The organism is Halobacteriovorax sp. DA5 (assembly GCF_002903145.1).
Taxonomy (GTDB): domain Bacteria; phylum Bdellovibrionota; class Bacteriovoracia; order Bacteriovoracales; family Bacteriovoracaceae; genus Halobacteriovorax_A.
In genome coordinates this window covers 318184-332412 of the sequence record NZ_PPDJ01000001.1, presented here as the reverse complement: position 1 = coordinate 332412, position 14229 = coordinate 318184, and the positions used below count along the sequence as shown (strand labels likewise).

Below are 14229 nucleotides of genomic sequence, written 5' to 3'. Positions count from 1 at the left end.
ATATAAAATCGCCTCTATTTTATTAGAGGCGATTTATGTAAAAAAATATTAATATGTATTTTCTGAAACAGAATTATCACTGTCATTAGAACTAGATGAAACATTTGACTCATCTGAACTTGCAACTTTTTCATATGTATCAGGAATAAGTGACCACTTACCGCCACCTTCTGAACGAATAATATAACCGTAATCATGAAGCTTTCTTCTTAGGTTATATAAGTGAACATCCACTGTTTTTGGGTGAACAGTTGTATCTCCCCAAACATTATCTAAGATATCATCGCGACTTACGATACGATGTGGAGAATTAATAAATAGTCCCAGTAGTTGTTTTTGTTTACTAGTTAAGTGCTCTACTTCTTTACCATCTAGCAGCATCGACTTGTGAGCAATTGGTTGAACCATTCTTCTTGGACTACCATTGAATACATTTTCAATCTTAACGATTAACTCATTTTTCTTAAATGGTTTTGTTAAGTAATCAAGTGCACCTTCCATAAAACAGAATCTCAGTGCATCAATATCATCGATACTTGAAACGATGATAAATGGAATCACCATTAAACGACGATCTTTTGAATGATTTAAGTAAGTCATGAAGTTACCATCATCAAGCATAAGATCTGCAATGATTAGTGCTGGATTCTTTTCAGTATTTGATAGAGCATTTTGAAACTCTTCAATAGAAGTAAAAAATCTTAAGTTGTTGTAGCGGTGAACGAGAGTTTGTTCGTAAACAAAACGACATCCCTCATCATCCTCTAAAATCCAAATTTCCTTGTCCGTTGCCATTGTCATAATTCAAACCTCACCGATAAATTGTTGTCCCCATCAAGAATTTCGTAATCCTTTCCCTTTGCTAAAAAGTTATGAATTCCGATGTATCTTCTTAATGATTTTTCGTTTTCGTCACCTAAGTTTAAGATGGAATCTAACTCTTGTCTTAAGTATTTGTTTAATTCTGACTTAATAAAAATTAATTTTCTTAACTCGTCTTTAATTTCTAAGGTGATATGGAATGTATCTCTTCCTTCTTTTTTTGCCAAAGTTGAGAATAAGTGGGCAAAAGAGAACAAGATTTCACATAAATCGTTAGCTTGTGAACCTTTTACGGTTACATCATTAGCAATATTCCAAGTTAAATCTGCAAAATGTTTCTTTAAGTAGATACGTGCTTGACCGAAGGCCCTAGTAGCGATTTTGCTAATTGGAACTTCTTCATCTAAGAAATAAGGTGTTGATTGCTTAAGAAGATTTAAATCATTCTCAAAGCGTTCAAGACCTTGATTTAATTTTTTAACAAATGGGTTATTTTCATCCTGATCCTGCATCAATTCATCAATACAAAACCTAATTAAATGCATATGACCCGAGTAATCATGGGATAAAACTCTTAGCGTTTCGTTAAAAGCTTCTCCTCTATCCAATTCATTATTCATAGAACCTGCGCTGTTTTTTAATATATATTTTGTTTACATACCAATAAATATTGCTTATTCATAGTAAAAAATCACGCGTATCAGTAAATCATTGAAATTAAAGAAGAAAGAAGGAGTATTTTTTATACTAGATTGGACAATATCCAAAAGATATTCTAGTTTCGCCACATGGAAAATAAATTTTTAAACGCTGGCAAAGACGAAGTTTTTGCAAAGAAAATTGAAAAAATATCAGATTTTGAATTCAATCAAGATGTGGCCTCTGTATTTGATGACATGGTATCGCGAAGTATTCCAAATTATCATGAGATTCATAAAATCATCATCGACCTAACAAGACGCTTCTATCAATCTGGAACAGTTTATGACTTTGGTTGTTCGACAGGAACGACGATGCTTTTAATGGCCGATTACTTTCGCCAAAACGACAAAGAGCTTCCACAGTTTATCGGTATTGATACTTCAAGACCGATGCTTGAAAAGGCAGCACAGAAGCTTAAGTCTCACGGTCTACAAGATAATGTTGAGTTATTAGAAGAGTCGATCACTGATGTAAAAATTGAAAATGCCGGTATGGCAATCATGAACTACACTCTTCAATTTCTACCAGTTGAAGAGCGCCTTAATGTTCTTAAAAATATCTATAACGGGCTTAATGATAATGGCTGTTTTATTTTGGCCGAAAAAATTATCTGCCAAGATGAGCAAATTGATAATCTTTTGATTGATCTTTATTATGATTTCAAACGTAGAAATGGATATAGTGAGATGGAGATTGCTCAAAAACGAGAGGCCCTAGAAAATGTCCTGAGGCCCCTAACTCCACAACAACAACTTAAAATGTTAGATGAAGCAGGCTTTAAGAAATCTGAAATGATTTTTAGATGGTATAATTTTGCTTGTTACCTATGTATCAAATAGGAAGAGAATGGATAGTTTAGAGTATTTAGAAAAATTTGGTAATCGTGTTGATATTGAATCTTTAAGACAACTTAAAGCAGACAAGCTTCAAATGTTTCGCACAAAATATCAGAAAGAATACAAAGAGATCTTTGATGTCATCCCATCTCTTCAAGAGAACTCGAGCGAAACCCTTGAGACTGCGACAAAGCTTATTCCATGGCGAAAAGGACCTTTTCAAGTTGGTGAGCTTGATATTGATGCCGAATGGCGCTCAGATAAAAAATGGGAAAGACTAAAAGAATCTCTTCCAAATTTAAAAGATAAGGTTGTTTTAGATGTAGGCTGTAATAACGGCTACTATATGTTTGAGATGGCCAAACAAGAACCAAAGTTAGTTCTTGGAATTGATCCTGTCTTACACAATCAGGCCCAATTTGAATTCATTAATCACTTTAAGAAATATGATAATTTAAAATTTGAATTATTTGGTATCGAAGATCTTCCAAACTTTAGATCATTCTTTGATGTTGTTTTCTCGATGGGCGTTCTCTATCATCACCGTCATCCACTTGAGCAATTAATCTCCATCAGAGAATCTCTTGTTCCTGGAGGAGAAATGATTATGGAAACAATTGGTATTCCAGGAGAGGAGACAATCTGCCTATTCCCAGAAGATCGTTACTCAAAGATGAGAAATGTATGGTTTCTTCCAACTCTAAGCTGTCTTAAGAATTGGATTAATCGAACAGGCTTCATTGATATGGAAGTTGTCTCTGTTTCAACGACAAATTTTGAAGAACAAAGACAAACGAAATGGTGTCCTCCACCACATCAATCCCTTGAGGACTTCTTAGATACTGAAGATCAAACGAAAACAGTAGAAGGCTATCCTGCTCCAGTAAGGTTTTGTATTAGAGCAAAGAAAAAGCCGAATTCACCAATAAAGACTTTTTAATGATTAATAAGAGCAGAAAGGCCATTTACCTTAGTTTCGGAATTGCATTTGTGATTCTTGCTTTTATTGGTATTTTTCTTCCTCTTATTCCAACAACTCCTTTTCTTCTTTTAAGTGCCTACTTCTTTTCGCAAAGTAATGAAAAGTACTATCAGTGGCTACTAGATCATAAGATTTTTGGCCCAATTATTACTGACTGGAATAAATATGGAGTTGTGAGTGTAAAATCTAAAATCATTGCCATCTCAATGATCGTAGCACTCTTTTCATATACGCTAATTTACGTTGAAGTGAATCCGACGATAAAAGTTATCGTTTCATTAATTGGTATTGGAGTTATTGTTTTCTTGCTAACAAGACCGAGTAAAAGAAAGTTATAGTTTATATTTTTGGCCCTTTTCAAAAATATAGCACTCTCCATGAACAACAATTTCTTCATCAGTAACGACTAGGCCACTCCCATCAGGACAAGCATAAATTGGAAAACGAGAGAATATAGAATGTCTCTTTAACTCGTCATCGTAGCGTTTTGATTTACGATAATGAGGAAAAAACTCGAAATCAATAATATTCATGGCCTTAAAGTCTGTGACATCATCGTCATTATCATCACGATCCCATGGCGGAAATGATGCTGTCATAATATTTGGAGTCGTAATAATTGCACCAGCTGAAAGGCCTGTTAAAATTCCACCATTTTCGACATAATCGATGAGTTCTTCAAACATCCCACTTTCTTTTAAGTGCTTTAAGAAATAAAACGTATTACCTCCACCGAGATGAATCACGTCACTTTGAAGTGCCTCTTCTTTGAGAGTTCTGTCAAATTCATGATCAACAGGAAGATGGATAAACCTTTTAAAACCTATTTTCTTATAGGCCATAATTAAATCGATAAAATCTAATTCTGATTCGTAGGAACCTGCTGGAATAAAAGTTATACTTGGAGATTCACTATTACAAAGCTCTAAGATATGTTCGTCAATTTCGACATTATCACAAAAGTCGCCACCACCATATAATCCAATTTTCATTTCTTAAATGCCTTCTCTATAGTCTCTTACAATTTTAAGAAGTTCTTTTACAATTGGTTTTAAATGTTTTTTCTCGTTTGCCACACGATCACTCTTTGGACTTACATTATCAGGGTCAAACGTTTGGTGTTCTCTAAAGTCACGAACAACATTGAAGATAGTAAGTGGGTCAAATTTCTTATACTTCTTCATCATAGAATCGACGATACGAGCAATACTATCACCTGTTACTCTTTCAAACTTGTTTATAATCGATGAGCGCATAACAACTTCAAGAAGAATATCATCAAATCTCTTCTTAGATTTTTTAGCAACAAGATGTAATAATTCAATATAGGAATCTTGAAATGCATCGATTTTATTTGCACGATATGTATTAATCTCTAAATCAGATTGACTCGCATAACTAGACTTAGCGATATTGATAAATTCATCTCGTGTAATCCATTCACCACGGCTTAAAATAAGCTGAGGATATTCACGTAGAATATCTCGCATACTAAAAATGGCATCCCAGCAAATACCATCACTCACCTCATAAAGACCAAAGCTAGATTTTGCCTTTTCAAAGTAATAGAATGGCTTTTGTAAATTTTCAATCTTATGTGAGTGCTTCTTTACCAGCCAATCATGATACTTCGGAGAAATCCCAATTTTAGAAATTAGGTTATACTTCTTTTGAGTTTCAAAAATTTCATCAAATTGTTCAAGGTACTCACTAGTTGAAAAATCAGCTATCGCTTTCTTTTCTTTTGTTTCTAAAAAGTCCACAATTTGAATAAAGGACTGAACAATATACTTCGCCTTATCTTTTTGTTCTTTAATGGTAGTGGAATAACGTTGAACATCATCGAATCGGTATTCATGATGATAAAGACCAAACTGTCTAATCGAACCATAATCGATGATACCACCATTCATAAGAATATTATCGCCATCCCAATCAAGCCAACAAAAGATATAATCATCTTCAAAATTAGCAGCAAGCTTTGCAAATACTTCCACCTGTTTCTTTAAAAAATAACGATATCTTGCCTTCGCAGTTTTTGGGACTCTTTGCCATTCACCATTAATCTTTTGGCGATCAATATAGTAATTAACAATATTTTTTAAAGCATCATAATTGGCCTGCTTTAGATGATTAAACATATGAGAAGGTCTAATTAAGTTACTATTGGCCCTAACATTAATTGAAATATTGTCTTTAAATTTAATGATAGCCAAACATCTCTCTGTCTCATAGTTATTCTTTTGCATAACTTCAGAGAACATTAGAGTTGCTAGTCCTTCATCAAACTCAGAGTAGCCACATCCATACGAAATAGATGGATCACCTGTTTTAAAGTATTTATTTTGTATATGGGTTGCAGGTGATAACTTTGTTGCTCCAGTTCCCTGACTCGAGATATCCCAAGTAAGCCCATTGTGATCAACTGTACCATTCCAGATCGAGCGTCCATCACCCGAAGTCTTTCCCTGCTTATTTGGATGCTGTAGCTGCAAGTAGCGAGTTGCCATATAGCGATTTGGTAGAATCTCATCTTCTGGATACTCGATCCCATTTTCAATATCGTATTCATTGATAATCACAATCGAGAAAGTCTCAAGAATTCTTTGGGCCAAATCTTTAGTCAAAGTATTATCATGGCCTTCAGAAATTAAACCCATCTCTTTTGCCAATTCAAAATTAAAGTAAGCAACACTTCCCCCATGTCTTTTTCGGACTTGATACGTGATAAACGAATCCGGACAACTTTGCTGCAGAGGATGTTTTCCATTAATTTGACTAAATTTAGAATAATTTAAATTCGATTTACTAGATAACTTATTATTTGTTTTGCTACTTATCTTTAATGAGCCCATACCCAGATTATATCTTAACTAAATCAGCAAATTCTTCCCTACGAAGAATTTGCTATTTATAAATGCTATATCTGAGTATTCTGGTTTGTTTTAAGGATTAAGGTAGGACGTAAACCTTCTTAATCTCAATATTTGAAGCTGGAAGATTTTGAAATGGACCATTTCTTCCAGTTTTTGACTTCTTGATTCTATTAACAACTGCCATTCCACTAACAACCTTTCCAAATACAGCGTAACCATACTGAGATGGAGTCGGCCCTGAGTGATCCAGGAAGTTATTATCTTTTACGTTAATAAAGAATTGAGAAGTTGCAGAGTTAATCACAGAAGTTCTTGCCATTGCAATTGTTCCAAGAACATTACTTAGGCCATTTGTTGCTTCGTTCTTAATTGGCTTTTCTGTTTTTTTCTTCTTAAGACTTGTATCGTATCCCCCACCTTGAATCATGAATCCGTCAATAACACGGTGAAAAATAGTTCCATTGTAGAATCCAGAATTAACGTAGCTTAAAAAGTTTTTTACTGTTTCGGGTGCCTTTTTATCATACAGCTTAATAGTGATGTCCCCATAATTTGTCTGCATCATAACCTTAGTGTCTGCATGAACGCTTAGGCCAATTAAGATAATAAAAAGTAGTTTTAATTTCAATTTCATTTTTCTTCCTCGAAGAATTTTTTAAAGTTAATAAATTCTTCGTGTTCATTATAATCTAAAAATTTATTTTTAGCGAGAAAGTCTATATTGTGGTTCCCCCAATAAAAATCATCGTCAACTTCAAATGTTGGAACACCAAAGACGCCTTTATCAAACGCTTCATTGATAACAAGCTTTAATTCTTTCTTTAAATTACGATCACTATCTAAACGTTCATACTCTTCTAGTGTCAAACATTTTTCAGTAATAAATTCTTTAAACTGATCATAGTCATTAAAATCATGACCGTATTTCCAACCAAAATGAAATGTATTAAGAATAAAGTTTGCCTGTTTTAATTTATCATCCCTAAGTCCAAGGGCCATTCTTAAGTAAGGTAAAGAATTGAACGGAAGCATTTTTGGTGAAGTAAGTTTTACTTCCATTTTATCCGCTGTCCTTAACGCCTCTTTAAATAAGTAGAGTGCTTTATTCTTAGTTTGTGCAGGAGCACTCATCTCATTTAATGCAAATAGCCTTCCCACCATCACTGGACAGAAGTTAATTTCATATTTCTCAGAAAGAAGCCCTGCGTCTAACTGCAACATACTTAAGTATGAGTAAGGAGATGTAAAATCAAAGTAGAAATTTAAGTTTTTTTTCATTTATATACACAATTGTTATTTAAAGATTGGTTCAAAAAAATTATACTCTCTTCGTGATCAAGTTCATTTATCGTTTCTTATTATTGCTTCTTCTTTTCATTCCAGCAAAAGAAATTCTCGCTACAGAGTCAATTGTACAAATTAATAAAGAGACTTTCAAAGATCAAAATCATAATATTTCAAAATATGTTGAATATAAGCTATCTGATAATAAAGAATACACACCAGATGGATTCACGACGAACGATAAAAGTGTTTTAAACTTAGAATACACAAATAAAAATATTTATCTACGCGTTCAATTTAAAAACTCACTCGAGCATTCTGTACATAAAGAGCTGTATTTTAATACTCACACTTTTAGATTAAATGAAGTTTACTTTCTCAATCAAGACAGTAAGCAACTTTCTAATTTTCCTAAAGATAAAATCAATTCAAATACGACACTCCATAAATCGCTAAGTATCGATCTAAATCCAGGAGAGAAAAAAACGATTGTTATCAAAACTCATAGTCTTCATAAGTTTGATACAAAGGCCTTGCTTGCTGATACTAAATATATTCAAAAGACAGAGCAAACCAGGATCATTAGCTTATCTATTTATCTAGGCTTTATGTGTACGTTATTAATATATAACCTGATTCTTGGAATGATAAATAAAGAATCAATCTATATTGTCTACTCAGTCTTTATCTTTTTTATGATTAACTCTGTCTTAGCATTATCTGGATACACACAAGGAGTTCTTTCTTTAGACAACCATATTAAATACCTTGGTGTCTATGCCATGATTTCATGTAACTACTTATATAAGTTTACAAAAGATCTCTTGAGTATCGACTTCTTTAAGAAGCCTATTATTAAGAAGACAGAAAAAGTTTATGCTCTGATATCAATTACTCTAATCACCTCAATCGTCTTCTCTTTCTTTGATTCTTATAATTTTATCATTGGACCACTTGTCGATATTTACATCTTAACACTTGTGATCTTCATTATTTATATTTCGATATATACAAATATTACAAACCCAACGATTGAATCAAAAGTCTATCTTCTTTCATGGCTCATCATGAACGTTGGAATCTTTGCTTACTTTGCGACTATCTATGGATTCTTTACCGATAATGACTTCACTCAAAACTCTATCCTCTTAGGAAATATGGTTGAATCATTTACTCTTTCAATTGCCTTAAGCCTTAAGATAAACAGGCTACAAAAAGAGAATGAAATTAGCTTTATAAAGAATCTAGATAAGCAGAAATATATTCGCTTACTAAGAGTTCTTTCACACGATATTGCAAATTCTTTATTTGTTATCATTGGTTATTCAAGCCGTTATATTCGACGTGGTTACGTTGAAGAAGCTAGAGCGTGGCCAAAAGTCTATTCGGCCTGTATGCACATTAAAGATATTCTCGATAACGTTAAGGCCGAACAGGAATTAATTAATAATGAGCCACAGCTTGATTATGTAGAGATTAAGAGTTTACTGGATAATATTCAAACTATCTTTACACCTCAATGTGAACGAAAGAAAATCTCAATCGAGGTTCCTGAGATTAAACAAGAGCTTAGAGTTTATTCAAATCTCGCCATCCTTACTCATCAGATTCTTGGAAATATCATCTCCAACTCAATAAAATTTACTCAAAATGAAGGAATGATAAAGATCTCATGTACGCAAGTGGATCAAGCTTTAAAGCTAGAAATACAAGACAACGGTATAGGGATAAGTAAAAAGAAGCTTGAACAAATCTATAATAAGATTGATACGGGAATAAGTTTTGGAACTTTAGGAGAAAAAGGTTCCGGTTTTGGTTACTTCATTATTCGCTCATATTGCGAATTACTTAAGATAAAGTTCACAATTGAGCGAAAACCCGTAGGTACTCTAGTCGCACTTTATATCCCCCTTAATAGTCCACAGAAGCTATAAGTTCAGATAGTTGTATAAATTCCTAATTCACCATAAAATTAAATTAATAGACTTTATTATTAGTTTTAATGAAATAGGATTTATGAATTACTACCCTCTAAGAATCACAACGATTGAGCCAGAAAGCGTTATACCGTTTGATTTGTATATTTACTTCAAAGAGACTTATCTTAAATATCAAGATGCTGGTACGGCCATATCACAAGAGAAGCTTGAAAAGCTAAATAAACAACAAGTAGCAAAGTTCTACATTCTTGAAAATGAAGTTGATAAATATCAGCAATATATTAAAGATCTTCTTGATTCAAAAGTTCAAGACTTTGATCTTCCTCTAGAAGAGAAAGTTGAAATTGTAGATGGTGCTTGTAAAACAGCGATTGAGCAGTCACTCAATGCACCAGAAAAAGAAGAAAATTACCAAATGACTGAGATAGCGGCAGCACAGCTTAAAAAAGTTCTCTCATCTGGCCCTGATGCTTTGAAGAAGTTCTTCGAAAAGAAAACAATCGATTCAAATTTAATTATCGAACACTCAATGAATGTTGCGACTCTTGCAACGAGACTTGCAATAAGAGTTGGTTGTAATGATAGTGACATCTCAAATATAGCCACAGCTAGCCTACTACACGATGTTGGTATCACGCGATTAAATAGCCAAGACCAAGAGCTATTTAAGAAACCAAAAGATGAACTCAGCGATGATGAAAAAAGAGTTTATGGCCTTCACGTAAAAGATGCAGTTAGTGCATTGAAAGACAAACCATGGGTAACAAAAGGTGTTCTTGATCTAATCGTAAACCACGAAGAAGTAAAAGATGGTTCAGGACCAAATAAACTTAAGACATTGAGTTTGCCGATCATGATTATCTCACTCGTAAATACATACGACAAAATGGTTACAGTAAGTAAAATGAATGCTCGAGACGCACTTACAGAACTTACAATGAATCAACTTAATCACTATGAGCATGATGTGATTAATAAATTTAAGGATGTCTTAATTGATGAAGGTATTGTCTAGTCTATTCGTTTTAGTTCTTCTTCTCTCATCTTGCGACACAAAAGTCGTCGATGAGAATACTTGTGATATTGAGTCGATGAAATGCTATCGCGGTTATCCTCAATCATGTGACTTTATAAAAAAATGTAGTGGAATAAAGCACAAATTTACAAAAGCAGTATGTTCTAATGCTTTCAATGAACTCTTTAGAGGAGCAAATTCTAAAGATGTAATAAAAAAATACTCCCCTAAGATTCTTCATTGTTTCAACGATAAAGAGTTTCACAACTTCAATATCGATATGAAGCTAAGACCTAAAGATTGAATCTCTAAGTCTTTTAAATAGTGATCGCTGAGTTTTGATACGAGTTCTCGACTTGAGCATATTTTTAGATGAATCTAAATTAACAAATTCTTTTTCACGATTTTCAATATACTGATTAATCTCTAACTCTTTTTGTGCACTTGTGAAATTCTGACGAAGCTCTTTTGCGTGCAATTCATTTTTAGCAGTTATTTCTCTAGCTCTTTTTACGGCCTGATTAGCAACAGAACTCTTTTGGGCCTGAAATTTTCCGTCCCAAGGCCTTTGCTGCTTCTCTAATACTTCCTCAACGGCCGAAACAACTTCAACTTTCTTGGCCTGCTTCTTAGCTGTAATATCATTTAAACCAATGGCCATAATTAAAACCTATTACTTAAATTTCCAAAGTTAGCTTGCCCAAGTCCACCAAAAACTCTTGCCTGATGGGCCGGAAGTTCCTCTTGCTCAGACTTTCTAGTGTGATAGTTCGAAATCGCATGATGAATTTGCTTAAATAGCTCGACTGTATCTTTTGCAATTGGCTTTCCTGCTGCATGTTCTGCAATTGAAAGATTAAGGGCCATTGCCTCTTCAGCAGATACAGACTCTTTAATACCAACAGTCGTACAGCCTGCAACATTCTGATAGTACCAATTTAGAATATCGTTACTAAGTTTCTTATTCGTAGAATACTTAGTTGGAACAAAAATTGATTCAAAATCGAGTCTCATTTCATCTTTAAATTCTTTTAAAAAGTGAGAGAAAACTCTGAAGTTTCTAAAATTATTAATTTTACATTCAAGTGGAGAAACAAGAGCATCACTTGCTACAAGAGCATTAGTTGTCAGCTTGTTCCAGTTTGGTGAACAGTCCATAATCACAAGATCAAAGTGTTCTTTTAAAGGATCGATAACTCTTTCCTTTAACCAAAATTCACGACGGTTAATATTATTAAGAGAGTCGTTTAAGGCAACAAGCTCAGGTGTCTCAGGAATAATAAAAAGATTTGGTAATCCAAGCTGAACAATGACTTCATCAAGAGTTGCCTCACCAGAGAAGTAATCACAAAGACCTTTTGTTTGATCTAATTTTTGAATTAATTCATCAAGGCTACCACTGTCATCAGACTCAGTGTCATAACCAAGTGACGTCGTCACATCTCCTTGAATATCAAGGCCTACGACACAAACGCGCTGTCCGTGAAGAGCAGCTGTGCGTGCAAGATTTAGTGCTAGAGTCGACTTAAGAACTCCACCTTTTGTTGTGAATACACAAACAGAAGTAGGCTTATCAAATTTTTTGAAATAACCAATTTGTTCACCAATTTGTGGAAGTAAATTAACCGGCCAACCTTTTCTAAAAATTGCTCCACTTCTATACTTGCGAGAAGCTGGAATTTGCCCCGAAGATTCAAGATCTTGAATATCAAATTTTAGATTTGGGTCACCATATATATCGGCCACTTTTTTAAGTGGGTAGAAATTATTCATTATTAAGTCTCCTCCATAAGTACTTTACTTATAATTTTACGCATTTAGTGGAGGCTGTGTCAAAAAAATCATACTCACAAATAAAGCTATGATACTATTTGGATGTGGAAGCTCTAGCTCTTGATCATATTTACGACTTTAAAGGACACAAGGCGCAGATTCGTGAGATTAGTCCATTTGACAAGAAAATGCTTCTTGAAGGTCTGCACGAGATGGAGCCCAAGTCTATCTATCATCGTTTCTTTGGTGCAAAGAAAGGTTTAACAGCAAAAGAGCTTATCAATTTAACTGAATTTGATAAGAGATTTCATTATGCCATTGGCGTGGCAACGATTACTTCCCCTGCTCATCCAATGGGGGTTGCCCGTTTTGATATTCACCGAGATAATTCAAAAGTTGCAGAATTTGCGATAACAATCATTGATAAGTATCAAGGACTTGGTATTGGAAAGGAGCTACTAGGTTTATTAATCTTAGAAGCAAAGTCTCGAGGGATTAAAATTCTTGAAGGTGAAATGTTAAATACGAATACGAAGATGATTGCCTTGGCCCAATCCATGACAAAGACGCATGGATGTGAGCTCAAGTTATCACGAAGTGAGCAGGGAGTTCAGACCATAAGCCTGATCCTTCCCTCTTAATCACCTACTGGCGGTTACGCCCTTTAAGAACTTCTTTTCCGCCCATATATGCTCTTAATTTCGCAGGAACATAAACAGATCCATCTTCTTGTTGATGGTTTTCAATAAATGGAACAAGAATTCTTGGAGTCGCAACCATTGTATTATTTAGAGTGAATACGTGCTTAACGTTTCCATCTGCATCTCTGTAGCGAGTATTTGTTCTTCTTGCTTGCCAGTCATGAAGTGCTGAACATGAGTGTGTCTCACGGTACTTTTCTTCACTTGGTACCCAACATTCAATATCGTACATACGGAATTTACCTGCACCCATATCACCCGTACAAACTTCAAGGATTTGATATGGAAGCTCAAGCGCCTTACAGAATTCTTCTGCTGCTTCAAGAAGTGACTTGTGCCATTTTTCAGACTCTGCTTCATCACCTTTACAGATTACGAATTGTTCTGTTTTTTGGAATTGGTGTACACGGATTAGGCCCTTTACATCCTTTCCATAACTTCCTGCTTCCCCTCTAAAACATGGAGAGAAACCTGCATATAAAATTGGAAGATCTGATTCACTTAGAATCTCACCACCGTGTAGACTATTTAATTGAACTTCAGCTGTTCCTGAAAGATAGATATCGTGCTCAGGAATATAGTAAGCATCTTCTCTTCCTGTCGGGAAGTGACCTGTACCATATAGTGCATCTTCTCTTGCCATCGATGGAGATGAAACAAGTGTAAATCCCTTTTCAGTTAGCATATCTAGAGCAAGACGGTGCATGGCCATCTCTAAAAGAACCATGTCATTTCTAAGAGAGTAAGAACGTGAACCACAAACTTTTGCGATATTTTTAAACTCTGCCCACTCATTCATTTCTAAAATTTCAACGTGGTGTCTTGGTGCAAATGAGAAATTTGGTTTATCACCTTCAACACGACTAACTACGTTTTCACTATCGTCTTTACCAACTGGTGCATCTTTTGATGGAACCATTGGAACAACGTACATCAGTGCCTTAAGTTTTTCTTCAAGATCACTAATTTCTGGATTCATTTCCTTAAGCTCGTTGGCAATTTCCTTACCTTCAGCAATAAGTTTTGGCCTGTCTTCGTTAGATGCCTGAGGGATTAATTTTGAGTGAGCATTTCTCTTCTCTTGTAAATCCTGCTGCTTTGTCTTTAATTCAGAGAGTTTCGAGTCAATTGTCAGTAGCTCATCTAGGTCTAGACCGATACGCTTATTTGCAATTACCTCTTTCATTAAATCAACATTTTCTCTGATAAATTTGATATCTAACACTATGCACTCCAGTTTATTTTTATAGTTGTTAGAATAACCTAAAACCACTAAAATTGACACTCTAAATTGCTTT

General features: G+C 34.4%; 16 protein-coding genes. 7 read left to right on the top strand and 9 right to left on the bottom strand.

Annotated features, from left to right (window positions below; translation table 11 throughout):
• Positions 1 to 48: 48 nt before the first annotated feature.
• Together C0Z22_RS01655 and C0Z22_RS01650 are read right to left on the bottom strand one after the other, a co-directional pair.
• A complete protein-coding gene (locus C0Z22_RS01655; protein ID WP_103216591.1) occupies positions 49 to 801 on the bottom strand; it encodes a response regulator transcription factor in 753 nt (250 codons plus the stop codon).
• Complete coding sequence (locus tag C0Z22_RS01650) at positions 798 to 1442, bottom strand: hypothetical protein (RefSeq protein ID WP_146037753.1); 645 nt, start codon at positions 1440 to 1442, stop codon at positions 798 to 800. The genes C0Z22_RS01655 and C0Z22_RS01650 overlap by 4 nt, the downstream gene beginning before the upstream one ends.
• A gap of 168 nt (positions 1443 to 1610) precedes the next feature.
• Between C0Z22_RS01650 and cmoA the strand changes: the two genes are divergently transcribed.
• The 3 genes from cmoA to C0Z22_RS01635 are packed head-to-tail and all read left to right on the top strand — an operon-like array spanning position 1611 to position 3680.
• Positions 1611 to 2363, top strand: coding sequence for a carboxy-S-adenosyl-L-methionine synthase CmoA (gene cmoA, locus C0Z22_RS01645; protein WP_103216589.1), 753 nt, complete (start codon positions 1611 to 1613; stop codon positions 2361 to 2363).
• Between the two features lie 7 nt (positions 2364 to 2370).
• Entirely contained in the window at positions 2371 to 3300 is a 930-nt protein-coding gene (cmoB, locus tag C0Z22_RS01640) for a tRNA 5-methoxyuridine(34)/uridine 5-oxyacetic acid(34) synthase CmoB (RefSeq protein ID WP_103216588.1), read from the top strand.
• Positions 3300 to 3680 (top strand): YbaN family protein, encoded by a 381-nt coding sequence (locus C0Z22_RS01635; RefSeq protein ID WP_103216587.1) that lies wholly within the window; start codon positions 3300 to 3302, stop codon positions 3678 to 3680. Before cmoB ends, C0Z22_RS01635 begins: the two co-directional genes overlap by 1 nt.
• Here C0Z22_RS01635 and C0Z22_RS01630 read toward each other — a convergent pair.
• The 4 genes from C0Z22_RS01630 to C0Z22_RS01615 all read right to left on the bottom strand — a co-directional run bounded on the left by C0Z22_RS01630 (position 3675) and on the right by C0Z22_RS01615 (position 7496).
• Positions 3675 to 4334, bottom strand: a complete 660-nt coding sequence (locus tag C0Z22_RS01630) for a Type 1 glutamine amidotransferase-like domain-containing protein (RefSeq protein ID WP_103216586.1) — start codon at positions 4332 to 4334, stop codon at positions 3675 to 3677. The genes C0Z22_RS01635 and C0Z22_RS01630 overlap by 6 nt on opposite strands.
• A 3-nt stretch (positions 4335 to 4337) precedes the next feature.
• Positions 4338 to 6197, bottom strand: a complete 1860-nt coding sequence (locus C0Z22_RS01625) for a hypothetical protein (protein ID WP_103216585.1) — start codon at positions 6195 to 6197, stop codon at positions 4338 to 4340.
• Positions 6198 to 6294: 97 nt separating this feature from the next.
• The gene (locus tag C0Z22_RS01620; RefSeq protein WP_103216584.1) at positions 6295 to 6852 is read right to left on the bottom strand and encodes a peptidylprolyl isomerase; all 558 of its coding nucleotides are present in this window, start codon (positions 6850 to 6852) and stop codon (positions 6295 to 6297) included.
• A complete protein-coding gene (locus C0Z22_RS01615) occupies positions 6849 to 7496 on the bottom strand; it encodes a DsbA family protein (RefSeq protein WP_103216583.1) in 648 nt (215 codons plus the stop codon). Before C0Z22_RS01615 ends, C0Z22_RS01620 begins: the two co-directional genes overlap by 4 nt.
• A gap of 53 nt (positions 7497 to 7549) precedes the next feature.
• Between C0Z22_RS01615 and C0Z22_RS01610 the strand changes: the two genes are divergently transcribed.
• From C0Z22_RS01610 to C0Z22_RS01600, 3 genes are all read left to right on the top strand, one after another.
• Positions 7550 to 9436, top strand: coding sequence for a 7TM diverse intracellular signaling domain-containing protein (locus C0Z22_RS01610; protein WP_158246766.1), 1887 nt, complete (start codon positions 7550 to 7552; stop codon positions 9434 to 9436).
• An 82-nt stretch (positions 9437 to 9518) separates the two neighbouring features.
• Positions 9519 to 10457 carry an HD-GYP domain-containing protein gene (locus C0Z22_RS01605; protein ID WP_103216581.1) on the top strand — a complete coding sequence of 313 codons (939 nt, stop codon included), beginning with the start codon at positions 9519 to 9521 and terminating at the stop codon, positions 10455 to 10457.
• Entirely contained in the window at positions 10438 to 10761 is a 324-nt protein-coding gene (locus C0Z22_RS01600) for a hypothetical protein (RefSeq protein ID WP_146037752.1), read from the top strand. Before C0Z22_RS01605 ends, C0Z22_RS01600 begins: the two co-directional genes overlap by 20 nt.
• Here C0Z22_RS01600 and C0Z22_RS01595 read toward each other — a convergent pair.
• Positions 10744 to 11118, bottom strand: a complete 375-nt coding sequence (locus tag C0Z22_RS01595) for a hypothetical protein (protein WP_103216579.1) — start codon at positions 11116 to 11118, stop codon at positions 10744 to 10746. The genes C0Z22_RS01600 and C0Z22_RS01595 overlap by 18 nt on opposite strands.
• A 2-nt stretch (positions 11119 to 11120) precedes the next feature.
• Positions 11121 to 12230 carry a ParA family protein gene (locus tag C0Z22_RS01590; protein WP_103216578.1) on the bottom strand — a complete coding sequence of 370 codons (1110 nt, stop codon included), beginning with the start codon at positions 12228 to 12230 and terminating at the stop codon, positions 11121 to 11123.
• Positions 12231 to 12334: 104 nt separating this feature from the next.
• On the opposite strand from C0Z22_RS01590, the gene C0Z22_RS01585 reads away from it, so the two are divergent.
• Positions 12335 to 12871, top strand: a complete 537-nt coding sequence (locus tag C0Z22_RS01585; protein WP_146037751.1) for a GNAT family N-acetyltransferase — start codon at positions 12335 to 12337, stop codon at positions 12869 to 12871.
• A gap of 4 nt (positions 12872 to 12875) precedes the next feature.
• Here C0Z22_RS01585 and serS read toward each other — a convergent pair whose 3' ends face one another.
• Entirely contained in the window at positions 12876 to 14156 is a 1281-nt protein-coding gene (serS, locus tag C0Z22_RS01580; RefSeq protein ID WP_103216576.1) for a serine--tRNA ligase, read from the bottom strand.
• Between the last annotated feature and the right edge of the window lie 73 nt (positions 14157 to 14229).